Raw genomic sequence first — 24,592 nt, 5'->3', positions numbered from 1 at the left:
ACTTATCCATTATTTTCATCAAATGGTTATTTGTGTTCTGCTTCATAAAGGAGGAAAGCTCAAAAAAATTTTTTGAATAGAAAAAATAGGTCTTAAACCCTGCCATATCAATCTTTCCCGAGGGAGTCGCCTGCTGCAGCTCCAGCAGGAAAATAAAAAGAAGATTTCTCTTCTAAAAAACATGTTGATTCCGCCCTTTCTTCCATTCAGGAAAGGCTTTTTCCTCCGGAACGACCGGCGGGGACGCCGGTGGGAATAAGCGCAGTCGGAAGATCCTTTTCCATGGCGCAGGCCATGGAAAATAGCTGACGACAAGCCCACGGCAAGCTTCCGCCGGGGAGTGTAGGAGAAAGCTATACATTCAGAAGAATAATTATTCTGAAACCAAGACTTAATCAACACTCTGAAATTCTCCGTAAAATACTTCATTTACGGGGAATTTTCATTTTTGGACAAGCTCTTTTTTTATATACCGGCATATCCAATGCGTTCTTGCTTAAGGGATCATCTCTTCTGTTGATAAATTCTTTGGAGTAAATATCCGCTGCTGTAAGGTGAATTACATGTTCCTGCGATAAAAAAGTGTACAATAAAATAAACGATCTTTGTACGCAGAACAGATTGAATAATTTTTCGGGAGTAATGGAACCCCATATTGAAGGCGGAAGGAATAAGTACACGCGGATCGTGTTCATCCATTACTTAGTTAAGGGGGGAGTTCATGGTGAAAAAGAAGTTTTATTTTATTTTTTCGGGCCTGATTTTTCTGGCAGCCTGTCAAACAGCGGATGAGGGAGAGTCAGCGGACGAAATCGATGCCCTCCTGGAAAATTCCTGGACAGACATAGAAAATGAAGCAGCTTCGACTGAAGTGAACTTGTATATGTGGGGCGGCGATGAAGGGATCAACGAATACATCGACGAGTGGGTAAGCCCTGCGCTGGAGGAAGAAGCAGCTGTTACCCTGAATAGGATTCCCATGGATACAGAAGAAATTCTGCAGCGGCTTCTAACAGAAAAAAGAGCGGGGCGTGACGCTGGAAGTATCGATATTATCTGGCTTAACGGAGAAAACTTTAAAAACGCAAAAGATAACGATCTGCTGGCAGGGTCTTTTACGGAGGAACTGCCGAATTTTCAAAATTATTACGACACAGAATCCTCTGCTTTCCAGCTTGATTTCGGCACAGCGGTCGATGGAATGGAAGCCCCGTGGGGCCAGGTGCAGTTTGTGTTCCATTATGATGAAACACAAATCGATCACCCTCCCGAAAACTTTCAGGATTTAAAAGGCTGGATTCAGGAAAACCCAGGCAGGTTTACTTATCCGAACCCTTCCGACTTTACTGGCAATGCTTTTATCAGGCATCTTCTGTACGAAAACGCTGATGAGCCTTCGTCGGTATATAATCAGCCGCTGGATGAGGAGCAGATGCAGGATCCCGCCGGGCAGACGCTTGATTATCTGGAGGAGATTCAGCCGGACTTATGGCGGGAAGGCAGCCATTATCCCAACTCCCTCACGGAGCTTGACCGGCTGTACAGTAATGGAGAAGTCTGGATGACGATGGGCTATAATGAGGCGCGCGCTGAGTCGCTGGTGGAAAGAGGCGTATTTCCCGAATCCACACGCTCTTTTGTGATGGAGCCCGGTTCAATTGGGAATACGCACTTTTTGTCTATTCCCTTTAACAGCCCGAATATGGCCGGCGCCCTCGTTGCGATCAACCATATGCTGAGTCCGGAAGCCCAGCTGGAAAAAATGAAACCTTCCCCTTGGGGAGAGAATACACCGATATCGATCGATAAACTGGACGATGATATGCAGCAGAAATTTCAGGAAGTGGACCGCGGGGATACCGTCCTGCCGACTGAAAAGCTGGAAGAGAGTTTTCTTCCGGAATCGGACGCTTCCTATGTGGGATGGCTGGAGGATCAGTGGTTCAATGAAATTATTCAGGAATAAATCACTCGTTCTTTTACTGCTTCCGGGAGCCGTCTTTCTTCTGCTTCCCATCTATGGACTGGTGGCAGGGGCAGTGGAGAGTTTTACAGATAATGGACGGTTCACATGGAACTATTACACCGAGCTCGCCGGAACGGACCGGTTCAGGGCATCGCTCGTTTTCAGCTTGAGAACAGCGTTTCTGTCTACCTTGCTGGCAGTTGTGATCGGATGGTGGTTCACGAGAACGTTTGCTGCCGCCCTGACGAAGCTTCCTGTCAGGGTGACGGTCTGGATACCAATGCTTTTTCCTCATTTTGTCTGGGCGTATGTCGTCATTTTGTTCCTCGCAGAGACAGGCCTGGCAGCTTATCTGCTGACCGGGACAGGATGGCTGGAGTCACCGGCGTTTTTCTCGCGATTTACCAATGATCAGCAGGGTATTGGTATTATTCTGACGTATGTATGGAAAGGAATTCCTTTTGTTGTTCTAATGCTGCTGCCGCTCTATGCGGCGATGAAGCAGGAATTAAACGATCTGGTCGCTACCCTTGGAGGCGGACGATGGCAGAAATTCAAAATGGTCGAATGGCCGCTGATCCTTCCGACCACACTGGAAACGTTTCTTATTCTTTTTGCTTTCACCTTAACGGCTTATGAAGTGCCGGCACTCATCGGGGCAACTTATCCGGAGATGATTTCCGTATTAAGTTATCAATGGTTTTACAGCAGTGGATGGGAAGAACGATCGCTTGCTTTCGCGGCGATGTTTTTCATCAGTGCGGTCATCATCTTTATTTCCCTTGCCGGCTACTCGTTGTTAAAAAGAAGAAACAAGTTTATAAAAAGGGAAGGTCAGCTGAAATGAGATACCGTTTAAGAGAGCAGTTTTTTTGGATAATCGCCTGTATTTTCTTTCTGAGTCCTGTTTTTCTGCTGCTTATTATCAGTTTTACCGGGATGTGGCGGCCGGATGAAAGCATCACTTTTCGAACAAACAGCTGGCAGACGCTGTTCACGGAGCCGAATATACTCGAAGCGACTTTCTGGTCGGCATGGATCGGGCTGACAGTTGTCCTCCTGAATTTGATGATTGCTGTTCCTGCAGGGAAAGCTGTTGTTTATTACTCATTTAAAGGGAAACCGCTGGTAGAAGCGCTTTTTCTTGCACCTATTCTGCTGCCGGTGCTGCTGATTGCGATGGGAACTCACATTTTGATGATTCGTCTCGGTCTGGCAGACACCTGGCTCGGAGTCATGCTGATCCATCTCGTACCGACACTTCCCTACAGTATAAAAATCGTGACAAATACGTACCGGCAGCTGGAAAGCAGGTGGCTGGAACAGGCAGAGGTACTGGGGGCGGGGGCTCTGAGGCGGTTTATCACCATTGAACTTCCTTTTTTAAAGCCAGCTGTCCGAAGTGTGGTTTTTCTGGTGATCGTGATCAGCCTGAGCCAGTACGCGATTACAGCGATCATTGGCGGAGGGGAAGTGTTGACGCTGGCTATGGTCTTTTTTCCATTTATGGACACAGCAGATACTTCTTTAATGGCTGCTTTTTCTCTTTGGTTCGCTGTCCTTCCTTTGGTTTTATACACATTTGTAGAATTTTGTCTTTTGTTTGTCCCTTATCGCGGGAAATATTGGAGGAATCATTCATGAAGATTTTGACGCTGGAAGCAGATAACATCAGTAAAGCTTTTTCGGATCGTCTCATCTTCGATAAGCTGTCATTTGAGGTGAAGAAGGGAGAGGTGCTCAGCATCGTCGGCCCGTCCGGCAGCGGGAAATCGACGCTCCTCCGGACGCTTGCCGGCCTGGAGCCATTATCCGGCGGAAGTATTTGGACGGAAGGCAGGGATATTACCAAATTGAAAGCAAACCGCCGTCCAATCAGCCTCGTATTTCAGGAACCGCTGTTATTCCCGCACATGAACACGTTTGAGAATGTTGCTTACGGGGCCGGATTAAAAGGAAAATTGGATAAAAAGAAAATCGACAGTCTCCTGAAAGCTGTGGAACTGGAAGAACATGCCTCGCATTACCCGCATGAGCTTTCAGGTGGACAGAAACAGCGTGCGGCCCTTGCACGCGCGCTTGCCGTCGATCCGGCACTGGTACTGCTGGACGAGCCGTTCAGCAGCCTGGACCCGAAACTTAGAAAACAGCTGAGGTACTGGGTCCGTGACTTTTTAAAAGAACAGCAGATGACAGCTGTTTTTGTGACCCACGATCACGAGGAAGCTCTGCTCATGGGAGACTGCGTGGCAGTTTTTCATGAAGGACGGTTCCAGCAGATTGGAACACCCCGGGAAATCAACCGCCGTCCGGCCAATGCATTTGTCGCGAGGTTTCTTGGAAGTCATCTCGTCCTCGATGATGAGCGGTGCCTTCCCTTATCCGATTGTAAAGTCAGGAAAAAAACGTCTTCCCCGGAGGCCGGATTCACGATGGAAGGAACCGTGCATCACGCGACCTATCACCTCGGCCGGAAACTCGGACATATACATTTACCAGCTTTTAAAGAATATGTGACCCTGCCGATGGAAGAAAACATCAACGAGGAAGATGCTGTATCGATTGCGGCCAGTGAGGGAGCCATCATACATTTTGATCATAACCGGCCTTCCTGAGTGAAGGTGCTGTCTCATTCTAAAAACACGAGAAGAGCATTCGACCGGTATCAAAGATAAGAAAGGACAGGACTATGCAGAAATTAGTACTCGTCGGCGGCGGACATGCCCACCTGCATGTCCTGAATCAACTTCGGGAAAACCAAATAAAAGGTGTCGATATAACCTTACTGTCGCCTTCTAAATATCAGTATTATTCCGGGATGTTTTCCGGGTACACCGAGGGATTTTATACAGAGGATCAAATGAAAGTGGATCTGGAACAGCTGGCTGCTGAAGCGGGGAGCGCCTGGCTTCAGGGTGCAGTCACATCCGTCGATCCAGTTCGTAAAACGCTCCGGACGGAACAGGGGGAGACCTTTGCCTTTGACGTTGTATCTTTTGATATCGGTTCTATGATGGCCGGTATGAAAACTCCTGGAGCGGAGACCTACGCACTGCCGATAAAGCCTAATTTTCGTTTTGTCGAAGCGGTTGAAGAGGCGCGGCGTGCCCAAAGAGTACTGGTTGTCGGCGGCGGAGCTGCAGGAATAGAAATCAGTGCCTCGCTGCACGCATGGCGGCAGAAGCACGAAATGCATGGCGTTGTGACGTTGGTCAGTGCGGGGCCTCTTCTTGAACAGAAAAAACAGCGGGTTACGTCGAAAATGGAGCATTTACTCCAGCAAAAAGGAATGGATGTACGAACGAATGAAACGATCACCCGGATCGATAAAAATAGTGTCATCACGTCCACGGATCAATCGATTGGCTTTGACGCGCTTATCTGGCTGACAGGACCGGAAGCTCCCGATTTATTTAAGCACTCTGATCTGCCTGTTGATGAAAAGGGGTACCTGCTCGTAGAAAATACGCTGCAGGTCGGAGAATTTCCTTTTATTTTCGGCGCGGGAGACTGCATAACGCTCATTAATCATCCTGACATCGATAAAGCGGGTGTATATGCCGTTAAACAAGGTCCTGTACTTTACGAGAACCTGAAAGCTTTTTTCGAGAACGGTAAAAAGGAAACGTTTGTGCCTCAAAACAAATACTTGTCGATTCTCTCCATCGGAAACGGGGAAGGCTTTTTGCTTTATGGCAATCTTTCGCTGCACGGTAAAATAGCCTGGCATATAAAAAAAAGAATCGATACAAATTTTGTGAAGCAGTACCAAGCGTAACTCGATTTTATTTTCTGGAAAGCCAAAATGAAACATTCATTATGTAAGCCGTCTTACAGGTGATCAGCAGAAAAAAGTATACACTGTATAAAAGCTGTTTCTAAAATAGTGAAGTGCCGTAAAAAGCATTGGATCACCTTCAGCCTGACGTCCGCCCACTAATAAAAACGTTTCCTCCATTAAGCAGGTGAGTAAAGTTGAGCAGGTACAAAGATTGGCTGCGTCTCGCCGCTGCAGGCGCAGTAATAATAATTATAGTTTATTTTGCCAGAGAAGCGTGGGATATATCTCCCGTTGATATCCAGCAGTTCATCCTCTCCTTTGGATGGCTTTCTCCGGTAGTGTTTATCGTTATTTATACCATCGGTCCTTTTGTGTTCTTTCCCTCCTTTATTTTATCTATGACAGCGGGGTTGACCTACGGGGTCTGGCCCGGTGCCGCATTTATATGGATGGGGGCGCTTGGAGCAGCTTCCACCGGATACTTGATCGGGCGTTTTTTAGGAGAGAAAGTGTTAAAAGTCCATAATTTTTCCTGGTCGGAAAAATTGGAAAAACAAATCACAGAGAGAGGCTTTTTATTTGTACTGATTCTGCGGATGATCCCGGTCATCGGCTTCGGTTTACTGAGTTATTTATCCGGAGTCATGAAGGTCCGGTTTCATCACTATATACTGGCTACGATGATCGGCATATTACCGGGAATCGTCGTTTACGGAACGCTCGGATCGAGCCTGACTTCCGGAAGCCGCACGATGATGCTCGCTGCCTTCCTTTTACTAGCAGCAGTATCCGGCCTGATATTTATTTTTCGGGGGCGTGTGAAAAAGTGGGTTGGATTTGATTAAGACAGAAAGTTGGGGTAGTAATGCTCGATACACATGCCAGAAAATATGTGCAGCCCTCGATTGATAAAACGGCAAGGTGGCTGCTGGAGCAGGATAGAACACCGGACCAGGTTACGATACTGGCACTGGTGGTTGGATTGGGTGCCAGCGTTTTCTATATCATGGGATACCCAGTGCTGGCAGTTGTTTTTCTCTGGATGTCAGGATATTTGGATGCCGTCGATGGAACGATGGCCCGCTATACTAAATCATCTCCTTTCGGAACCGTGATGGATATTACGTTTGACCGTCTCGTGGAAATAGGAATCATCCTGGCGGTTGCTTTCGTTTATCCCGAAGTCATCTGGCCGCTTCTGCTGTTAAGTGTTTCCATCATTTTTTCGATGACGATCTTTTTAGTCGTTGGGGCCGTCTCCGAAAAGGCCGGTGTCAAATCGTTTTATTACCAGGCAGGAGCGGCTGAACGTACAGAAGGATTTATCCTGTTCAGTATTATGCTGCTGTTTCCCGAATTTCTATTTTGGACGACGCTCTTGTTTTTCGCAGTAGAAACGTTTACCGGTTTGCAGCGTTTTGTGGAAGCAAAAAAGATTCTGCGGTAAGAGTTCATGAGGAAAGGAGAGGCTCTTTATGAAAAAATTTGATTTAGTCGTTATCGGCGGAGGCGCAGGAGGTATGACGACAGCTGCTGGAGCTGCTTCTCTTGGAGCCAAAGTCGCCCTCATTGAAAAGCGCGACGAATTAGGCGGGGACTGTCTGCACTACGGATGTGTTCCATCCAAAGCTTTAATAGAAGCAGCAAATGACGCAGCCAAAGCGCGTAAAGCGCAGACGTTCGGACTCACATCCACGGGCACAGTGGATTTAGAAAAAATAAATCAACGGGTAAAAAAAGCGGTGGCCCATATCCAGGAACATGACAGTAAAGAACGATTTACGGACCTGGGGGTGGATGTTTTTCATGGAGCGGCTTCTTTCGTAGACAAGCATCATGTGCAGGTCGATGATAAGCAGCTTTATGGAAACAAAATTGTCGTTGCCGTGGGCTCTCGGGCGAACATTGCTCCCATCGAAGGGCTGGAGGATACAGGATATCTCTCCAACGAAACAGTGTTTGATTTAACAGAGCTTCCGGAGCGGATGGTCTTCATTGGAGGAGGCCTCGTAGGTTTGGAAATTGCCCAGGCATTTGCAAGGCTCGGTACGGCCGTGACGGTTCTGGAAGGAGGGCCGGCTGTACTCGGGAAGGAGGACCGTGATATTCAGGCGAAGGCAGTGGAGCTTTTAGAGAAAGAACTGACGATCGTAGTGAATGCGCAGATTATCCGGTGTGCACGCAGTGCCGGGGGAAGACGAGTTGATTATACGATTGACGGACAGGAGTACAGTGAAGAGGCGGACCAGATTTTTGTTTCCACCGGAAGAAAGCCTAATACAGAAAACCTGGATCTGGAGCGGGCCGGAGTGAAGATGGATGAGCGCGGTTTCATACGGGTGGACGACACATTACGGACAGCTCAGCCGCACATTTTCGCGGTCGGAGACGTGAACGGGTCCTATCCATTTACACATGTTGCCGGAATGGAAGGGAAATTAGTCGTTCAAAATGCTCTTTTTCATTTAAAAAGAAAAATTTCCTATGACTATGTCCCATGGAATACGTACATCACCCCGGAAATTTTTCATTTTGGCCCGACGCAGCAGGAAGCTGCGAAAACCGGGGATGTTTTCGTTTATACCGCTCCTTTAGATGAGGTTGACCGGTTTACGGCGGACGAGGCAGAGGAAGGTTTGATTAAAGTGGTAACAAATAAAAAAGGCGAAATCCTGGGGGCGCATGCCATTGGGAAGGGAGCAGGAGACTGGATGCAGGTGATGGTTCTCGCTGCTGAAAAGAACATGAAGATCGGGGATCTTTCGCAGATGCTGTATCCGTACCCTAACCACGCCGCTGCCATCGAGCGGGTAAGCAACGCGTACTGGAGGAATAAATTGTTTTCTGGCGTTGTTCCTAAAGTAACAGCCAAAGTAATCAGGTGGCTTCCCTGAATCAGGAAATCCGGAGATACTCTTTTGTCTTATCCGCATCGATGGAGAAATAGAGAACCTTTTTCAGAAATCCCTCTTTTTTCAGCTGGCTTAAAACGGCACTCGTCGTTTCGCGGCTGGCGCCGACCATATGGGCGAGATCCTGATGGGTGAGTTTCATCTCAATCGACTGCCAGTTGTTTTTTCTCCGGCCGGTTTTTTCACTCAGCATCAGCAATAAATATAAGAGGCGGTGCTTTACATCGCTTAAAGCAATCTTTTCACTGATACTGTAAAAATCTTTTAATCGGGAAGAAAGAATATCGATTAATTTCAATGCGATTTTTGGGTTGGCTTCGATAAAGTTTTCAAAATCTTTATGGCTGAGAAGACATAAGTACGTGTCCGTCATTGCCTCTGCATAGATTTGATCATCTGTTAAGGTGACGGAGGACGTTTCGCCGAAAATATTTCCATCGACCAGAATGTCCAGTGTGAACTGCTTTCCTTCTTCATTCATCCGGTACAGACGGACCTGTCCCTTTTTGAGCAGAAAAAGCGCTTCAATTGGATAATCCGGGGACACGACCACGGTGCCTTTTTTCACGGGCTTCATTTCGCTCATCCTGTCAATCGTCATAAGTTCTTCTTTCGAAAGTTCATCGAACAGACTGATTTGAGACAGCATCGTCAATTTGTCCATTACATCACCCCCCGTTTATTAAAGATAATAATAACATAAAGGAGCAGGCATATGATGACTTTATATACAATGGATGGTTGTTCCGTTTGTGCTGAAGCCAGACAGCATTTAAAGCAGCAGGGGGTTCCTTATCAAGAGATCAACGTCCTGCACACCCCGGAGGTCCAGCAGGAATTAAAAAAGCTCACCGGCGAAGTATATGTCCCGGTTTTAAGAAGTGATCAAGGGATATACAAAGGCCTGGAGATTTTGAGTTTTTCTTCGAAGGCAAGTTCCTGCCGTAGTGAATAATTGGTATAAGAAGCCCTGTTAATCGTCAACCTTGTTGGGAAAACTTCGCTGCAGTGAGCTGTGGGGGGGCTTTCCCGTTACGTTTTGATCCCCGCGGCAAGTAAAGGAGCTTACACAAGACTGGAGTGACAATTTTATCAACACCTGGATCCCTTCAGATTATAACTGAGAGGGCTTTTTAAACTGTTGTCTCGGTTCATATTGTTTCCATAATCTTTAAGAGACAGCTTTGTGAAGGTGATTTTCATGACTCCTTAGGAATAAGAAAGCAGGAAAATTACCTGGAAACCGGGAAGCCTGAGTTGATGACTTTCTCCCCGGCAAATGGAAAAAAGCAGTCACTCTTAATATTTACGTTTAAAAGTAAAAAAATTCAAAAAGAAAAACGGAACAGAAAGGTATTCCTGCTCCGTTTCATTTTATGCTTCCCCTCGTTTGTGGAATAATAGTCTAACTCGTTTTTAAGGTGAACTCTTTTTCATCTGCTTTCTCATTTCTTTTCAGCAGATTAACAGTTACAGCTACGACGAAAGCGAAGAATAAGTGAGTGGCAAGGCTCATCATTTGTTCAGGGGCGAATGCCTGAGCTACCATGGTACCCATTCCCAGCATCAACGGCATGATCACCAGCGGTCCGACAACCCAAATAGCGATTCCGAATACGACAGCAGCGGCCCAGAGATTGTGGATAAAAGAGGTGACGGCTACAAAAGAAATACCGAAGATGATACTGATCATCATATGAATGATCCATCCGACCACAGTACTTTCGCTGCCAATCATCGCGGCGATCATTCCAATCATTCCCTGCATCTGCATCAAAATACCAAAAAGTATGCCGCCGATCACTCCGCCTAAAATCCCATAGGAAACCATCCTGCTATCTGGAAACTTCACTTTCATCACCCTCCTTTAATTATTTGTACTTCTAATATAAAGAAGAAAAAAATATTTTTCTGTAAGCTCTCTTACATTATTCCTCTGCCAGTCCCAGCCAGCGTTTGACATGGCTTCGGAAATAATAGGTAATACCCAGCAGCAGTAAAAATACCCCTCCGGCTGTGCCTATCATTATTAAATCCCCGGAAGCGATGCTTGCGCCTAAGAAACTGTAGGCGAAAACGCCGGGAAGCATTCCCAGTACGGTCGCGAGAAGGTAATACTTAAATTTGACTTTGGCGAATCCGGAAAGAAAACTGAGCAGATCGAAACTGACAATAGGGATGAGACGGAGAACAAACACATACAAAAAGCCCCGCTTATCCATTTGGTTGAATATCTTTTCCGACCAGGCAAACTGCTCTATTTTCACTACAGAACTTCCAAAGTAACGAGCCATGATATATCCGGTAGATGCAGCACCGGTGGCTCCAAAAACGATATATAGAGCACCCGGCCAGACACCAAATGCCAACCCGGCCCCGAGAGACAACACCGACGTGGGCAGAAATATGAAAGGGCCGATAGTATAAAGGAAGAAAAACGCGACCGGTCCCCATAACCCAAAGGAAAGAATATAGTCCCGGATGAGCTGCGGCCGAATTTCGAAATGAAAATGAGTCGTATAAGCGAGGGCACTGAATATAAGTAATACAAGTATAATCTTGACCCAGGAACGTCCCGTCATCATGATCTTCCTTCCTTTTTACAGCCTGTCAGCTGGTTTATTGGTAAAGTGGAGTTCAGCTAAGTGTATATGCACGCAGTTAGAAAGTCAGTAAGCCAGCCTACATTTTTAAGTGATGAAAAAATATTGTTCGTTGTTCTGGAGAAGTTCTCGTCAGCTTCCTGCTTCTAAGTCTTCAAGCATATAAAAATATTCAATCGAAATACATAATCCTCCATGAAATATGATTGAAGGAGTTTACAAAAGAAGATTATGAAGCACTCCGCAAGCTCCCGCGCGACTCTTCGCCCACACGTTTGACGGGGGCGCTGTGAAGTTACCGGGAGCCCCCCGCGGCTACATAAGAAAATTCCGGATGTCCCGTATTGCTTTCAGAGACTACGCGCACAAAGGCCAGATTCCAGGTGTGAAAAAAGCAAGCTGGTAGGAAGGAGAGAAGGCAGTCTACAGCATTTTAAGTTGCAGTTTTCTGTGGAAATTCTGTAATCACCTTCCGTAATTACTGCTCAAAAGCATTTTACAGCTGATGTAGCAGACACAATTAAAATATTATTCAAAAGCTCATTAAGCTGATAAATAAAACATGTAGTTTACAACCTGCTTCCGGCGGGAAGTAAACAACCATTCCCCCACGGCGGATTTCCCCCTTCCCTGTGGGGATTTTTTTACATTCTTCTATATCCGGATACTGCCAAAAGGATAAACACCTTATTAAACCTTTGGCAGTATTCGTTTTTTAGTTGATAAATCAAGTTTTTTGTTGAAATTCCGGCAGTATCGGAGTGGTTATTTGAATTGGATAATAGGTATTGGGCTGGCCATCTCAGTCATTGTTTATATAGCATTGGAATTAACGGTAGTTTCGGAAAAGGGAAATGAATTATCTTCTTTCCTTACGGGCTTAAAAAAATCACTGCTGGTTGTTATTCCTTTTTTTGCAGCTGCAGGTATTATTTATTACAGCTTTTTTTAAATGCGGTGAAGGTTATGCAGAGGTCATTTTATCGTGTGGAAAGGCCTCTGTTACATATTGAAAAAATGACGTGATTTTTATGTTTTTATAAGGGATGAAAATGGTACAATGAGTAAGGATAAACAAACATGGAGGCGAATTATGAAGACAAAGCTCGGACTATTATACGGCGGCAAATCAGCCGAACATCAAGTGTCACTGCAGACAGCAAAAGCGGTCATTAAAGCACTCGATCTTTCCAAGTATGAAGTACACCCGATATACATAACGGAAGAAGGAGAGTGGGTCCGCGGAGAAGAGCTTCAGGCACCGGTGGAAGATGTGCAGAAGCTGCGGCTGAAAGAAAATGGCACCGCGGTATCACCGACGGCGCTTAACTCAGAGATTTTTCCTGCCGGTGAAAACCAGAGCGGCAGCGGCAAGTTTGACGTGGTCTTCCCGCTGCTTCACGGACCAAACGGAGAAGACGGGACGGTGCAGGGACTGCTGGAACTTCTGAATATTCCTTACGTCGGTAACGGAGTTCTCGCATCCGCTGCGGGAATGGACAAAGTGATGATGAAAAACATTTATGAGCAGGCAGGCATCTCACAGCCGGAATATGTCTGGTATCTGCGCCGTGACTGGGAAAGAGACGCGGAAACAGCCTACAAAAACGTAGAAGAAAAGCTCGGCTATCCGTGCTTCGTCAAACCGGCGAACCTCGGCTCAAGTGTCGGTATCAGCAAAGCAGAAGACCGCACCGAGCTCGCTGAAGCGTTCCGCATCGCCTTTGAATACGACCGGAAAGTCATCATTGAAGAAGGTATTGACGGCCGGGAAGTGGAAATCGCCGTTCTTGGTAATGACGAGCCGAAGTGTTCTGTCGTCGGTGAAATCGTACCGGAAACAGGTTTTTATGATTATAAGGCGAAATACGAAGACGGCAGCACCGGCCTGATTATTCCGGCGGATATTACCGAAGACGAATACAGCCGCATTCAGCAGGTAGCGGTGGAGTCGTTCAAGGCAATTGACTGTACCGGGCTTGTGCGGGCGGATTTCTTCCTGACAAAAGACGGGAAAGTCCTTATGAACGAGATCAATACAATGCCCGGTTTCACTCCGGTCAGCATGTTCCCGATGCTCTGGCAGAAAGCCGGCCTCGAGTATCCGGAGCTGATCGAAAAACTTGTCCAGCTCGGCATGGAACGTTTCGAAGAAAAGCAGAAAATCAAGCATACGTTTTAAAAAGCTCTCTACAGGTTGGCTCCACAGCGGGCCAGCCTTCTTTTGCAGCAATCAGGAAATACAGACCTCAAAGGAGAGAATGAAATGATCCGAACAACATTGGAAAAAATCGCATCGTGGACCGGCGGCGAGGCTTCCGGCTCTGCTGAAATCCGTGGTGTTTCCACCGATACGCGTACTATTCAAAAAGGCAGTCTGTTTGTACCGATTTCCGGAGAAAACTTCAACGGTCACCACTTTGCGGAAAAAGCTCTGGAAAATGGGGCGGCAGCCGCGCTGTGGGGAAAGAAAGAAACACCTCCGCCGGAAAATCTTCCGGTTGTCTACGTCGACGATACACTTCACGCCCTTCAGGACCTTGCCAAAAACTATTTAGCATCAATCCCTGCGAAAGTGATCGGTATCACTGGAAGTAACGGGAAAACGACAACGAAGGATATGGTCGCTTCTGTGCTCGGTACGACATACAAAGTGCAGAAAACGATCGGTAACTACAACAACCATATCGGTCTGCCGCTGACCGTACTGGCACTGGAAGAAGATACCGAAATAGCGGTACTGGAAATGGGCATGAGCGGGAGAGGAGAAATTGAGCTGCTTTCCCGAATTGCGGAACCAGAGGCAGCGATTATTACAAATATCGGTGAGTCCCATCTGCAGGATCTCGGCTCCCGTGAAGGTATTTCGGAAGCAAAGTTTGAAATTACCGCCGGCCTGAAAAAGAACGGCACGCTCATTATCCCCGGAGAGGAGCCGCTGCTTACCGAAAAAACAGCCCGCAGCGGCTTTCATGTAGTAACGTTCGGTCAGGCGGACACAAACGATTACCATCCGCTTGCATCGGAGCAGCAGAAGGACGGCACGCATTTTACGGTAAATCAGGAACCGGACGAAAGGTTTTTTATTCCGGTGCTCGGAAGCCACAACATTCATAATGCACTCGCGGCTATGGCGGCTGCCCGGCAGTTCGATGTGCCGGCTGAATCCATTAAAAAAGGCCTCAAGCTGTTAACAGTAACAGGGATGCGTACCGAACTTGTGGAAGGGACGAATGGCGTTACAGTCATTAACGATGCCTACAATGCAAGCCCGACGTCCATGAAAGCAGCGGTGCGCCTGCTGCAGGATCTGGAAGGGTACCGCAAAAAGATCGTTGTATTGGCAGATATGCTGGAGCTCGGGGAAAATGAAAATACGTTCCACTTTGAAACAGGGGAGAGCATTGATCCTGGAAAAATCGACTGCGTCTTTACGTTCGGACGGCTCGGCAGAAAAATTGCCGACGGAGCTGCCGTGCATTTTCCGGAAGACCGGGTAGCAGCTTACGAAGACAAGCAGGAGCTGATCCGTGCACTTCAGGAAAAGACGGCCGACGGAGATATCATCCTTGTCAAAGGGTCCCGCGCGGTGAAGCTTGAGGAAGTTGTAGAGGCAGTTATTCAATAAAAACATCTCTTCCTCCTATTTCTACACGGGCGGGGAGACCTTGGAAGCTGGTAGAATTGCGAACGAAGCTGGTAGAAAAATTAACTCAGTTGGTATTATTATCCTAAATTGGAATAATTAACTAGAAAGTTGGCAGAAATACTGGAGAGGATGAAAGTATTCCGAGGGTAGCATGGGAGAATTCCACGAGAGTTTGGTAGAATTGCCCATCACGATCCACTTTCCTATCCTGCAGCACAACAAAAAACACTATTTTCAGCGGATGGGCGGCTTGTTACAGGAAAATCCCCCAGTAGTTATGCTCCATTATTCAACAAATCGCTGACACAAATAAGGCTCAGAACCGCCATCGGTTCTGAGCCTTATTTATGTTTCCCCTATTTCTCTTTTGCTTCCCTGTATAAAATAAATCGTCGGAAAAGTGCTTCCACTGCGATGGTAAAAGGAATAAACGAAACAATTTCTTCTCCACTTTTGGAGTAGGAAAGGCTTGTCGCCGCATAAATGCTGAAAGGGGACATCTGGGCGAGCGTGTTGTTTTTCAAGTTTGTAATCGATAAAAATGTGATGCCACGGGCTGTGAGCTGCTGCACCTGGGGAATGAGACTCGGCGTGTCCCCGGAAAGGGAAATAATAATCACCACGTCATCCGGCGCCATCGCTTTCAGCATCGCCTCAAACTCCACCTCGTCGTAAATAATTGTCACAAAGGTCTGCTGCAGGGCAAACAGCCGCTGCGCCTCCCGTGCACAGGTGAGCTGGGCGGTTCCTGTTCCGTAGATAAAAATACGACCGGCCGTGTACAGCTTTTCGCAGATCGGGTCAAAGTTAAGCGCCGCAATGTTTTTTAATGTGACCTGAATGTCGTTTTTTAGCACCTGCATGTGATCTCCGGTGTCTTGTTCATTATTTTCTTCCCACTTTAAAAACACTTTAAATTCGCTGTATCCGCTGAATCCGAGCTTTTTCGTAAGGCGGTGGATCGAGGAACGGGAAGCAAGCGATGCCTCGGCCAGTTCATTAATACCCATATTCCGGCACGTGTTTTTATTATTCAGAATGTATTTCAGCACATGCATATCGTTGTCATTCAATTTGTCGTAATGCGTGTTGATCAGTTCCTCTAAAGACATGGTGTTTCCTCCTGTTGTACATAGATGGTCCTCCTGTTCAGTATAGCATTGTTGTTGGAAAGCTGGGAAAATTCCCGTCTTCTGAAACATTGTCCAGAGTTACCGTTTCTTTCCCTCGATGCCTTGAGCGTATTGAGTGTAAGCACTTTCAGATGTACGCTGAAAGCATAAAATGAAATCGATCACACAAACTACGCATAAGGCGGTGGAGAAATAATGATGAATGCCATTCGAAGGTTCGGGAGCGCGATGATTGTGCCGGTGCTGCTCTTTCCGTTTTTCGGGATAGTTGTCGGGCTTGCTACACTGTTTAAAAATGAGCAGATTATGGGAGGACTGGCAGATCCGGACGGTCTCTGGTATCAGATCTGGACTTTCATGGAAAATACGGGGTGGACCGTATTTAACCATATGGAGCTCGTGTTTGTTATCGGGCTTCCAATCTCTCTGGCAAAGAAAGCAGCAGGACGAGCCACACTCGCCGCTGTCGTTGCCTACTTAATGTATAACACGTTTATCAACTCAATTCTTGATATATGGGGGCCGGCTTTCGGTGTCGATATTAGCGAAGGAGTGAACGGAACCGGTTTAACAGAAATTGCAGGTATCCTTACACTCGATACAAACATTATGGGTGCAATTGTAATTTCAGGTATTACGATCTGGCTCCATAACCGCTATTACGACAAAAAACTTCCTGATGCTCTCGGGATTTTCCAAGGCGGACCGTTTATCGTCATGATTTCTTTCTTCGTCATGATCCCGCTGGCGTTTCTAACAGCGTGGGTATGGCCGATGGTACAGGACGGCATCGGTTCGCTGCAGGGCTTCATGATCGCCTCCGGGTACGTTGGTGTCTGGCTGTTCCACTTTTTGGAGCGGATTTTAATTCCAACCGGGCTTCACCACTTTATTTACACGCCGTTCCAGTTCGGCCCGGCAGTAGTAGATGGTGGAATTACAGCCAACTGGGTATCCCGCCTCGGTGAATTTGCAGCGTCCGATACGCCGCTCCGCGAACAGTGGGAAGGAGGAGCTTTCCTTTTACAAGGGAACATTAAAATGTTCGGTTCGATCGGTATTGCCCTTGCCATCTATTCAACGGCACGTTCCGAAAAGAAAAAGCAGGTAGGAGCACTTCTTCTCGCAGCAACACTGACGGCGGTCGTTGCAGGAATTACCGAGCCGCTGGAATTCACGTTCCTTTTCATTGCGCCGCTGCTGTTTTTACTGCACGCACTTCTTGGAGCCACAATGGTTACACTGCAGAGTGCGTTCGGCCTGGTCGGTAACCAGGGAGGCGGACTGATTGAAATTGCCACAACAAACTGGATCCCGCTTATGGGGAACCACTGGGATGTGTATCTCGCCCAGATCGTCATCGGAGTGGCATTCACCGTTATTTACTTTTTCCTTTTCCGCTGGCTGATCGTGAAATTTGATTTTGCACTGCCTGGACGGGAAAAAGACGACAACCAGGAAACGAAGCTTTACACAAAAGCCGATTACCGGGCAGAAAAAGAAGGCGGGAAGGCAGAGCCGGCTGCATTTGCAAGTGACTACGACCGGAGAGCCGCTGCGTTTCTGGAAGGCCTCGGCGGGGTGGATAACATCACCGACGTTACCAACTGTGCGACAAGACTCCGGGTAACCGTAAAAGATCCGGAACAGGTGAAGGATTCGGACTACTTCAAAAACAACGGGGAAGCACACGGACTCGTGCAGAACGGCCAGAGCATTCAGGTCATCGTCGGACTGTCCGTACCCCAGGTAAGAGATTCTATTGAAGCGTTTATTGATGAAAATTAAAATAACAGGAGGATGTTAATGATGAAAAAACACTCGATTACTATTGCAGGCGGCGGAAGTACTTTTACACCAGGCATAGTGCTGATGCTCCTTGATAACCTGGAAAAACTCCCGATCGATCAGATTAAGTTTTTTGACAACGATGAGGACCGGCAGAAAACCATTGCCGGTGCCTGCCGGATTATTTTGAAAGAAAAAGCACCGGACATCCGCTTCACCGAAACGACAGATCCGGAAGAAGCCTTCTCTGACATCGATTTCGTCATGGCGCACATCCGCAGTGGAAAATACGCGATGCGCGAAAAAGACGAAAAAATTCCGTTGAAACACGGCGTGGTCGGCCAGGAAACGTGCGGACCGGGCGGTATGGCCTACGGTATGCGCTCCATTGGGGACGTGCTGCAGCTTGTGGATTACATGGAAAAATACTCGCCGGAAGCCTGGTTCCTGAACTATTCCAATCCGGCCGCTATCGTCGCAGAAGCCACGCGGAAACTTCGTCCAAATTCAAAAATTCTTAACATCTGTGACATGCCGATCGGCATCGAAGAGCTTATGGCATCCGCCATCGGCCTGGAAAGCCGCAAGGAAATGGAAGTTGATTACTACGGACTGAATCATTTCGGCTGGTGGACCGGTATCCGGGACAAGGAAGGAAACGATCTTCTGCCGCGTATCCGGGAGCACGTCTCCAAATTCGGCTACGTAACGGAAGACCAGTCTCTGCAGCACGCAGACGAAAGCTGGAACAACACGTTTGCGAAAGCAAAAGACATCCAGGCACTCGATCCATCCACCGTGCCGAACACGTACTTGAAGTATTATTTCTACCCGGACTATGAGGTAGCTCATTCCAACCCGGAAAAAACACGGGCGAACGAAGTAATGGAAGGAAGAGAAAAGTTTGTATTCGGTGAATGCCGCAAAATTATTGAAAAAGGTACAGCGGCGGAATCTGCTCTTCACATCGACGAGCACGCGTCCTACATCGTCGACCTTGCCCGCGCCATTGCCTACAACACGAAGGAGCGCATGCTGCTGATTGTGGAAAACAACGGAGCGATCAGCAACTTCGAGCCGACAGCGATGGTTGAAGTACCGTGTATCGTCGGAAGCAACGGTCCGGAGCCGCTCGTACAGGGAGAAATCCCACGGTTCCAAAAAGGCCTGATGGAGCAGCAGGTAGCTGTCGAGAAACTAGTCGTTGAAGCGTGGCACGAAAAATCCTCCCAGAAACTGTGGCAGGCTCTCACACTTTCCCGCATTGTTCCGAGCGCCCAGGTGGCAAAGGACATTCTGGAAGATCTGCAGGAAGCAAACAAAGGCTACTGGCCGGAACTGAGCTAGGATGAATAGAAAAAAAGCCGGCTGCTCCTGAGGGAGAAGCCAGCTTTTTTTAGGTGGGAGAGACCGGCTGCTGATTAATTCGGAGGATGTAATGATTAAAACTACGTCCCGGTCTCTTTATAATGATTAAAGGACCGGTCCTAATGATTTAAAGAGCCTCTAATGATTAATCAGGCGGTTATAATGACAAAACGACTGCCTATACTGACAAAACAGACGCTTATAATGATTAAAAGCCCCTGTATGTTTTCTATGAAAAGGCTTAATAATAATTTTGGGTTTTATCCCTCTCCAAAAAGGTTAAAGCACAAGAGGAAGCGATAAAAACGCAGAAGGAGATGAGACTATGACAATTTTGTATCTCACAGATAAAGAAAAAGGTTTTGAAGAAAAGCAGCTCGACAAATTCGATCTCGACACGCTGACGGGACTTGTAGAAGGACCGCCGGAAGCACTGTATCTTCCGGAAAATATCGTCCTCTGGAAAAACCCGAAGGCAGCCCTTCTTAACCAGGAGAAAAGACTTGTTCTCCGTCATGAAGGAGAGCTTGGCGATTACGTACACGGCCCGGTAGCGATTACTGGAACAGACGGGACAAAAACGATCGCCCTGAACGACGACCAGATCAAAAAGTTCAAAGAAATCACAGAAGAAGTGGAAGTGGACGGCGAAAAGCTGACTGCTGTAAACTACTAAAGTAAAAGCTGAAAATCCCCACCGGTTGATCCGGCGGGGATTTTATTTTTCAGGGACGGCAGCGGGAAGCTCAGCTGCTGTCCTTTTTTAAGTTTATCCAAAAATACCACTGTGATAAGCAGCAACAAAAAGAGATAGAATTAAAAGAATGAGGGAGGGAGCGTGTTTGCTCCAGGGATTCTTAACTTTAAAATGAGCTGCCTGGGCACAAGCCATTAAAAATGCCATAAAGAGGGCAGGAATCACGACGGGAGAAGGGTACCAGATTGCAGTTACGAGAAGTGTGGATAAAGCAATTTTGACAGCGCCGACAGAATTACGGGTTAAGTCTGACAAACCGTACTGCTTAAATTCTTTGACGATGTTGTCGAAGCGGAATACCCAGACAATGATAATTGATACCGCAATAATCAGCTGTGAGAGAATCGACAATAATTCCATGTGCATTCCCCCTTTATCTCGCATATTGTTTAGTTCTTAATCCCTTTTTTAACCTATTCCAAACCTTATCTATATATGAATGGCCCCAGTACACTTTCACTTATTTTCTTGACTTCCATTTTCAAAAAAGAGTACGATGTAAAACATATTCTTGAAAGGTGGGAGGAGCGGGGAAATGAAACCATTTTTGTTTATGTCAGGAGCAGGACTTCTTCTACTTTCAGCATGCGGGACTGCAGGAAACAACGAAACAAATGAACCGGATGAGAAAGGGGAGGTACAGGCACAGAGTGCTGATTTTGAAGAAGCGGCTCCACTTGAGATACATACGACGATATTTGCACTGGAGGATTTTATCAATAAAATCGGGCAGGACCATGTGGATGTTGAAAACATAATTCCTCCCGGAGTGGATGCCCATACATACGAACCCCCGATGCGTTTAATGATGGAACTTTCCGATGCGGATGCCTTTATTTACAGCGGTGGAGGAATGGAAGGATTCATTGATACGGCGGTAGAGGTACTGGAAGATGAGGATGTGAAAATGGTCGAAGCATCAGAAGGCATTGAATTTATCGACGGATCTTCCCACTCCCACCCGCATGACCATGAACACAGCCATGATCATGCGCATGATGAAAATGACCACAATCACGGTCATTCGCACGAACACAACCATGATCATTCACACAACGATAAAGAACATGCTCATTCACATAATGACGAAAATCATTCCCACGAGGAGAACCACAGCCATTCGCATGACAACAACGGCCATGCGCACGATCATAACGATGAAGATCATCACGGCCCGGGGGATCCTCATGTGTTTATCGATCCCATCCGGTCGATCCAGCTGGCTGAAAACATTCAGGAAGCCTTGATTGAACTGAAGCCGGAAGAGGAGGAATTTTTCAGAGAGAACTTCGCGGAGTTGAAAACGGACCTGGAAGAACTGGATGAACGTTTTCAGACCGTAGCAGAGAGAGCCGAGAGGGAAGAACTGTTTACTGCACACGCCGGCTATACGTACTGGGCGGACCGGTATGGATTTGAGCAGGTGCCTGTCACCGGCTTTTCCCCCTTGAACGAACCATCCCAGCAGGAGATGCAGAAGCTGATTGCAACAGCCGAGGAAAAAAATATCGAATATATCGTTTTTGAACGCAACTACTCGATCCCTGCTGCAGATATGCTCGTCGATGAAATCGGAGCAGAGAGACTGTATTTTGATAACATGGAAGCTTTAACAGAAGAACAGCGGGAAGAAGAGAAAGGCTATGTGGAATTGATGAAGGGGAACATTAAAACATTAGAAAAGGCATTAAAATAAGATCAGACCTCCTTTTTTCATTAAAAGGAGGCTTTTTTTATGTGTACCCCCGTCCCCTTTTTTGGGGAAAGAAAAACAATTTCGACCATGAGTTCTCTGATGATGCTCTGCCCCTTTACGCCCAGGCGATACAGCTTTTTAAAGGGATTTATTGTAAGCGTTTACTGCTGGAATAAAAGGAATTTTCATACAAAAAAAGCCTGTAAAAAAACCTCACAAAACGTTTGTAGGGATTAAAAAGCCTTTGTATACTAAGCAACATCGTAAATAATCTAACAGTTCTGAAAAAACAGACTGGAAATCGGAGCAGGAGGAAACCAATGTTAACCCCTATGACAGGCTACATGATTTTGTTATTTTTCGGAGTCTTTTTTATCGGTCTTACACTTGTAATGCAGTATCGCCGCAAAACGAAAATGACGGCAGAGCAGTTCAGTACCGCCGGAAGGAATGTGGGAGTCGGTCTGGCCAGTGCTTCAATTATTGCCGCCTGGACGTGGGCTGCTACGTTGATGATGTCTTCTTCGACAGGCTTTCAGTACGGTATCAGCGGACCATACTGGTACGCAGCCGGTGCCTGTATTCAGGTTCTGCTGTTTGCGATTGTTGCCATCCACCTAAAAAAGAAAGCGCCGAAAGCCCATACTTTTCTGGAGTTTATCGGGAAAAGGTTTGATAAAAAGAATCATAAGCTGATGATGATGTTTGCGCTGATGACAAATATTATCGTGACATCAATGGTTATTCTCGGGGGCGCCATTGCGCTGAACTCGTTGACTGGAATGAACATATATGCGGCGGCTTTTCTTATTCCGCTCACTTTTACCATTTACACAATGATAGGTGGTTTGAAGGCTTCTTTCATTGCCGACTACTTAAATACAGTGATGATCTTCGTTATACTTACCGTTTTTGCAACAGCTGTTTATCTTCAGTTCGGTGTGACAACGGTCTATGAAGGCCTTGCTTCCATGCCGGAATCGACACAGATGATTACCATGGCTTCCATTCCGGGGCTGATGTTTGGAATGATTAACATTATCGGTAATTTCGGAACGGTGTTCGTGGACCAGTCCTACTGGCAGCGGGCAATTGCGAGTAAAGACAGTGCTGCATCCAAAGCTTATATTTACGGAGGACTGGCATGGTTTGCCATACCATTTGCGATTGCAACATTCCTTGGTGTCACCGCTGCGGGCCTCGGATTAAACATCACAGACCCGGATGCTTCGGCGCCGATGATGGCAGCCCATCTTCTTGGATCCGTCGGTTCCATTATGTTTCTTGTGATGCTGTTCATGGCAGTTATGTCGACAGGGGCAGCTGAACTGACAGCTATTACAAATATTATTGTGACAGATATTTACCGCAAATCGATCAATCCACTTGCCGGAAGTGCGAAAACGCTGAAGGTTTCCCGGATTGTTATGCTGAGCTTCGGTCTGGGGATGGGTGTTTTGTCTGTCCTTCTCTTCCAGATCGGTATTGGCCTCGGATTTGTTTATATGGCAATGGGGATTTTCGTGAGCGGGGCAGTTATACCGCTGACACTCGGGCTTCTTTCCAAAAGAGCTACGAATACCGGGTGTTTCTACGGGGCACTTCTCGGGATGATTTCGGGGGTAAGTGTCTGGATGCTTACGGCCTACTTCTCCTACGGTTATATCGGTGTAGCCACTCTCGGGCAGCTGGAAGTTATGCTTGCTGGTAACGTGACGGTATTTGCTGTCAGCGGAACGATTGCGATAGGACATTCCCTGCTTGCGAATGAAAATTTTGATTTTGAAGCGATGAAAGATGAGTTCAAAAGCTTTGATGAAGAACTGGAAGAAATGAAACCAGAACTGGAACAGAGAAAGGAAGTTGTTTAACAAATGAGGGAAAATCAGCTGTCGAAAGATGCAAAAACATGCACGAGATGGGCATTCGGTTTGACGTTTGTGTTTATCCTTCTGTTTCCCGGAATAATGTTTCTCACAGGATACACGTACAGTCTCGCATTTTTTACGGGCTGGACGTATCTGGCTTTTACATGGCTTGTAGTTGCCGGCCTTTATACGGCGATCCGTCCGTGGGTGGAATATTATCTGGAAAAGAAAAAACCTGCGGAAGAATCGGAATAATCTTCATTTGAAATAGAAAAACAGCGGAGCATCTTCGCTGTTTTTCTACGATTTATAGTATAATTATATTCTGTCAATTCTGTCTTTAACAAAATGAGGGAAATTCATGAAAAAGTTATTGTTTCTGAATGGGCTGAGAATGCAGTGACAGAATTTACGAAGAGAGGAGCACAGATTATGAAACTGACAGCACGAGAAATGGAAAAGCTGCTCGTCGTTACAGCAGCCGATGTCGCCAGGAGGCGGCAGGCAAAAGGGCTGAAGCTGAACTATCCGGAAGCTGTAGCTATTCTTACATACGAAGTGGTGGAAGGAGCGAGAGAAGGAAAGTCAGTCGCGGAGCTGATGCAGTTCGGAACGACGCTTTTATCGAGAGAAGACGTCATGGAAGGAATTCCGGAAATGATTAAAGATATCCAGGTGGAAGCTACATTTCCCGACGGTACTAAACTCGTCACCGTACATAATCCCATACAATAAGAGGAGGATTCCCGGATGATACCAGGAGAATACAAATTACGAAAAGACCCGGTTGTATGCAACGCCGGTAAGACACCGGTCCAGGTAACGGTATTGAACCGGGGGGACCGGCCGATACAGATCGGATCCCACTTTCATTTTTATGAAGCGAATAACTTTCTTCATTTTGACCGGGAAAAGGCTCTCGGCAGACATCTGAATATTCCGGCCGGAACGGCTGTCCGCTTTGAGCCGGGAGATGAAAAGGATGTCGCCCTCGTCTCTTTTTCAGGGAAACGGGAAATTCACGGCTTTCAGAACAAAGTGAATGGTCCTGTTAAAAAGGAGGACGAATAA

25 protein-coding genes and 1 pseudogene are annotated in these 24,592 nt (G+C 46.8%); 21 read left to right on the top strand and 5 right to left on the bottom strand.

Going from position 1 to position 24,592, the window contains the following annotated elements; genetic code table 11:
- Positions 1-721 precede the first annotated feature (721 nt).
- The 8 genes from C6Y45_RS11000 (at position 722) to C6Y45_RS10965 (ending at position 8,641) form a co-directional block, all read left to right on the top strand.
- The gene (locus C6Y45_RS11000; protein WP_107585264.1) at positions 722-1,966 is read left to right on the top strand and encodes an ABC transporter substrate-binding protein; all 1,245 of its coding nucleotides are present in this window, start codon (positions 722-724) and stop codon (positions 1,964-1,966) included.
- Positions 1,947-2,813: an ABC transporter permease gene (locus C6Y45_RS10995; protein ID WP_107585263.1), complete on the top strand. Its 867-nt coding sequence runs from the start codon at positions 1,947-1,949 to the stop codon at positions 2,811-2,813. The genes C6Y45_RS11000 and C6Y45_RS10995 overlap by 20 nt, the downstream gene beginning before the upstream one ends.
- Positions 2,810-3,610, top strand: coding sequence for an ABC transporter permease (locus tag C6Y45_RS10990; RefSeq protein WP_107585262.1), 801 nt, complete (start codon positions 2,810-2,812; stop codon positions 3,608-3,610). The genes C6Y45_RS10995 and C6Y45_RS10990 overlap by 4 nt, the downstream gene beginning before the upstream one ends.
- On the top strand, positions 3,607-4,581 hold the full coding sequence (locus C6Y45_RS10985) for an ABC transporter ATP-binding protein (RefSeq protein WP_107585261.1): 975 nt from the start codon (positions 3,607-3,609) through the stop codon (positions 4,579-4,581). The genes C6Y45_RS10990 and C6Y45_RS10985 overlap by 4 nt, the downstream gene beginning before the upstream one ends.
- 74 nt (positions 4,582-4,655) lie before the next feature.
- Positions 4,656-5,744 carry an FAD-dependent oxidoreductase gene (locus tag C6Y45_RS10980; protein ID WP_107585260.1) on the top strand — a complete coding sequence of 363 codons (1,089 nt, stop codon included), beginning with the start codon at positions 4,656-4,658 and terminating at the stop codon, positions 5,742-5,744.
- Positions 5,745-5,941: 197 nt separating this feature from the next.
- Positions 5,942-6,592 carry a TVP38/TMEM64 family protein gene (locus tag C6Y45_RS10975; protein ID WP_107585259.1) on the top strand — a complete coding sequence of 217 codons (651 nt, stop codon included), beginning with the start codon at positions 5,942-5,944 and terminating at the stop codon, positions 6,590-6,592.
- 20 nt (positions 6,593-6,612) lie between these two features.
- The gene (locus C6Y45_RS10970; RefSeq protein WP_107585258.1) at positions 6,613-7,194 is read left to right on the top strand and encodes a CDP-alcohol phosphatidyltransferase family protein; all 582 of its coding nucleotides are present in this window, start codon (positions 6,613-6,615) and stop codon (positions 7,192-7,194) included.
- A 28-nt stretch (positions 7,195-7,222) separates the two neighbouring features.
- Positions 7,223-8,641 (top strand): dihydrolipoyl dehydrogenase family protein, encoded by a 1,419-nt coding sequence (locus C6Y45_RS10965; RefSeq protein ID WP_107585257.1) that lies wholly within the window; start codon positions 7,223-7,225, stop codon positions 8,639-8,641.
- A gap of 1 nt (position 8,642) precedes the next feature.
- Here the strand turns inward: C6Y45_RS10965 and C6Y45_RS10960 are convergent, their stop codons facing one another.
- On the bottom strand, positions 8,643-9,323 hold the full coding sequence (locus C6Y45_RS10960) for a Crp/Fnr family transcriptional regulator (RefSeq protein ID WP_107585256.1): 681 nt from the start codon (positions 9,321-9,323) through the stop codon (positions 8,643-8,645).
- Between the two features lie 51 nt (positions 9,324-9,374).
- Between C6Y45_RS10960 and C6Y45_RS10955 the strand changes: the two genes are divergently transcribed.
- Positions 9,375-9,614, top strand: coding sequence for a glutaredoxin family protein (locus C6Y45_RS10955; protein ID WP_107585255.1), 240 nt, complete (start codon positions 9,375-9,377; stop codon positions 9,612-9,614).
- A gap of 450 nt (positions 9,615-10,064) precedes the next feature.
- On the opposite strand, the gene C6Y45_RS10950 is transcribed toward C6Y45_RS10955, so the two are convergent.
- Positions 10,065-10,511, bottom strand: a complete 447-nt coding sequence (locus C6Y45_RS10950; protein ID WP_174703885.1) for a hypothetical protein — start codon at positions 10,509-10,511, stop codon at positions 10,065-10,067.
- A 76-nt stretch (positions 10,512-10,587) separates the two neighbouring features.
- Positions 10,588-11,244: a TVP38/TMEM64 family protein gene (locus C6Y45_RS10945; protein WP_245922644.1), complete on the bottom strand. Its 657-nt coding sequence runs from the start codon at positions 11,242-11,244 to the stop codon at positions 10,588-10,590.
- Positions 11,245-11,483: 239 nt separating this feature from the next.
- On the opposite strand from C6Y45_RS10945, the pseudogene rpsN reads away from it, so the two are divergent.
- The 4 genes and pseudogenes from rpsN to C6Y45_RS10925 form a co-directional block, all read left to right on the top strand.
- A pseudogene (gene rpsN, locus C6Y45_RS10940) lies at positions 11,484-11,668 on the top strand (30S ribosomal protein S14); the annotation flags it as partial.
- A 363-nt stretch (positions 11,669-12,031) separates the two neighbouring features.
- Positions 12,032-12,214 (top strand): hypothetical protein, encoded by a 183-nt coding sequence (locus tag C6Y45_RS10935; RefSeq protein WP_107585254.1) that lies wholly within the window; start codon positions 12,032-12,034, stop codon positions 12,212-12,214.
- Positions 12,215-12,355: 141 nt separating this feature from the next.
- Positions 12,356-13,444 carry a D-alanine--D-alanine ligase gene (locus tag C6Y45_RS10930; RefSeq protein WP_107585253.1) on the top strand — a complete coding sequence of 363 codons (1,089 nt, stop codon included), beginning with the start codon at positions 12,356-12,358 and terminating at the stop codon, positions 13,442-13,444.
- An 84-nt stretch (positions 13,445-13,528) separates the two neighbouring features.
- Positions 13,529-14,890, top strand: a complete 1,362-nt coding sequence (locus C6Y45_RS10925; protein WP_107585252.1) for a UDP-N-acetylmuramoyl-tripeptide--D-alanyl-D-alanine ligase — start codon at positions 13,529-13,531, stop codon at positions 14,888-14,890.
- Positions 14,891-15,267: 377 nt separating this feature from the next.
- Here the strand turns inward: C6Y45_RS10925 and C6Y45_RS10920 are convergent, their stop codons facing one another.
- The gene (locus C6Y45_RS10920; RefSeq protein ID WP_107585251.1) at positions 15,268-16,023 is read right to left on the bottom strand and encodes a MurR/RpiR family transcriptional regulator; all 756 of its coding nucleotides are present in this window, start codon (positions 16,021-16,023) and stop codon (positions 15,268-15,270) included.
- 219 nt (positions 16,024-16,242) lie between these two features.
- Here C6Y45_RS10920 and C6Y45_RS10915 point away from each other — a divergent pair, with 219 nt between their 5' ends.
- The 3 genes from C6Y45_RS10915 to C6Y45_RS10905 all read left to right on the top strand — a co-directional run bounded on the left by C6Y45_RS10915 (position 16,243) and on the right by C6Y45_RS10905 (position 19,876).
- Entirely contained in the window at positions 16,243-17,832 is a 1,590-nt protein-coding gene (locus tag C6Y45_RS10915) for an alpha-glucoside-specific PTS transporter subunit IIBC (protein ID WP_107585250.1), read from the top strand.
- Positions 17,833-17,853: 21 nt separating this feature from the next.
- On the top strand, positions 17,854-19,179 hold the full coding sequence (locus C6Y45_RS10910) for a 6-phospho-alpha-glucosidase (protein WP_107585272.1): 1,326 nt from the start codon (positions 17,854-17,856) through the stop codon (positions 19,177-19,179).
- 346 nt (positions 19,180-19,525) lie between these two features.
- Positions 19,526-19,876, top strand: coding sequence for a DUF3846 domain-containing protein (locus C6Y45_RS10905; RefSeq protein ID WP_107585249.1), 351 nt, complete (start codon positions 19,526-19,528; stop codon positions 19,874-19,876).
- A gap of 93 nt (positions 19,877-19,969) precedes the next feature.
- Here C6Y45_RS10905 and C6Y45_RS10900 read toward each other — a convergent pair whose 3' ends face one another.
- Positions 19,970-20,317, bottom strand: coding sequence for a DoxX family protein (locus C6Y45_RS10900; protein WP_107585248.1), 348 nt, complete (start codon positions 20,315-20,317; stop codon positions 19,970-19,972).
- Positions 20,318-20,492: 175 nt separating this feature from the next.
- Here C6Y45_RS10900 and C6Y45_RS10895 point away from each other — a divergent pair, with 175 nt between their 5' ends.
- From C6Y45_RS10895 to C6Y45_RS10875, 5 genes are all read left to right on the top strand, one after another.
- Positions 20,493-21,653, top strand: a complete 1,161-nt coding sequence (locus tag C6Y45_RS10895; protein WP_107585247.1) for a metal ABC transporter solute-binding protein, Zn/Mn family — start codon at positions 20,493-20,495, stop codon at positions 21,651-21,653.
- Positions 21,654-21,973: 320 nt separating this feature from the next.
- Entirely contained in the window at positions 21,974-23,524 is a 1,551-nt protein-coding gene (locus C6Y45_RS10890; protein ID WP_107585246.1) for a sodium:solute symporter family protein, read from the top strand.
- A 3-nt stretch (positions 23,525-23,527) separates the two neighbouring features.
- Entirely contained in the window at positions 23,528-23,776 is a 249-nt protein-coding gene (locus C6Y45_RS10885) for a hypothetical protein (protein ID WP_107585245.1), read from the top strand.
- A gap of 177 nt (positions 23,777-23,953) precedes the next feature.
- A complete protein-coding gene (locus C6Y45_RS10880; protein WP_107585244.1) occupies positions 23,954-24,256 on the top strand; it encodes an urease subunit gamma in 303 nt (100 codons plus the stop codon).
- Between the two features lie 15 nt (positions 24,257-24,271).
- A complete protein-coding gene (locus C6Y45_RS10875) occupies positions 24,272-24,592 on the top strand; it encodes an urease subunit beta (protein ID WP_107585243.1) in 321 nt (106 codons plus the stop codon).

Origin of the sequence: Alkalicoccus saliphilus (assembly GCF_003044065.1) — a bacterium.
Lineage (GTDB): Bacteria > Bacillota > Bacilli > Bacillales > Salisediminibacteriaceae > Alkalicoccus > Alkalicoccus saliphilus.
Note: the sequence above shows the minus strand (reverse complement) of the source record. Positions and strands in the feature narration are given on the sequence as shown.

Coding starts and splice junctions, on each gene's coding strand:
- C6Y45_RS11000 (WP_107585264.1), top strand. CDS start 722: ATGGTGAAAAAGAAGTTTTATTTTATTTTTTCGGGCCTGATTTTTCTG.
- C6Y45_RS10995 (WP_107585263.1), top strand. CDS start 1,947: ATGAAATTATTCAGGAATAAATCACTCGTTCTTTTACTGCTTCCGGGA.
- C6Y45_RS10990 (WP_107585262.1), top strand. CDS start 2,810: ATGAGATACCGTTTAAGAGAGCAGTTTTTTTGGATAATCGCCTGTATT.
- C6Y45_RS10985 (WP_107585261.1), top strand. CDS start 3,607: ATGAAGATTTTGACGCTGGAAGCAGATAACATCAGTAAAGCTTTTTCG.
- C6Y45_RS10980 (WP_107585260.1), top strand. CDS start 4,656: ATGCAGAAATTAGTACTCGTCGGCGGCGGACATGCCCACCTGCATGTC.
- C6Y45_RS10970 (WP_107585258.1), top strand. CDS start 6,613: ATGCTCGATACACATGCCAGAAAATATGTGCAGCCCTCGATTGATAAA.
- C6Y45_RS10965 (WP_107585257.1), top strand. CDS start 7,223: ATGAAAAAATTTGATTTAGTCGTTATCGGCGGAGGCGCAGGAGGTATG.
- C6Y45_RS10960 (WP_107585256.1), bottom strand. CDS start 9,323: ATGGACAAATTGACGATGCTGTCTCAAATCAGTCTGTTCGATGAACTT.
- C6Y45_RS10955 (WP_107585255.1), top strand. CDS start 9,375: ATGATGACTTTATATACAATGGATGGTTGTTCCGTTTGTGCTGAAGCC.
- C6Y45_RS10945 (WP_245922644.1), bottom strand. CDS start 11,244: ATGATGACGGGACGTTCCTGGGTCAAGATTATACTTGTATTACTTATA.
- C6Y45_RS10930 (WP_107585253.1), top strand. CDS start 12,356: ATGAAGACAAAGCTCGGACTATTATACGGCGGCAAATCAGCCGAACAT.
- C6Y45_RS10925 (WP_107585252.1), top strand. CDS start 13,529: ATGATCCGAACAACATTGGAAAAAATCGCATCGTGGACCGGCGGCGAG.
- C6Y45_RS10920 (WP_107585251.1), bottom strand. CDS start 16,023: ATGTCTTTAGAGGAACTGATCAACACGCATTACGACAAATTGAATGAC.
- C6Y45_RS10915 (WP_107585250.1), top strand. CDS start 16,243: ATGAATGCCATTCGAAGGTTCGGGAGCGCGATGATTGTGCCGGTGCTG.
- C6Y45_RS10910 (WP_107585272.1), top strand. CDS start 17,854: ATGAAAAAACACTCGATTACTATTGCAGGCGGCGGAAGTACTTTTACA.
- C6Y45_RS10905 (WP_107585249.1), top strand. CDS start 19,526: ATGACAATTTTGTATCTCACAGATAAAGAAAAAGGTTTTGAAGAAAAG.
- C6Y45_RS10900 (WP_107585248.1), bottom strand. CDS start 20,317: ATGGAATTATTGTCGATTCTCTCACAGCTGATTATTGCGGTATCAATT.
- C6Y45_RS10895 (WP_107585247.1), top strand. CDS start 20,493: ATGAAACCATTTTTGTTTATGTCAGGAGCAGGACTTCTTCTACTTTCA.
- C6Y45_RS10890 (WP_107585246.1), top strand. CDS start 21,974: ATGTTAACCCCTATGACAGGCTACATGATTTTGTTATTTTTCGGAGTC.
- C6Y45_RS10885 (WP_107585245.1), top strand. CDS start 23,528: ATGAGGGAAAATCAGCTGTCGAAAGATGCAAAAACATGCACGAGATGG.
- C6Y45_RS10880 (WP_107585244.1), top strand. CDS start 23,954: ATGAAACTGACAGCACGAGAAATGGAAAAGCTGCTCGTCGTTACAGCA.
- C6Y45_RS10875 (WP_107585243.1), top strand. CDS start 24,272: ATGATACCAGGAGAATACAAATTACGAAAAGACCCGGTTGTATGCAAC.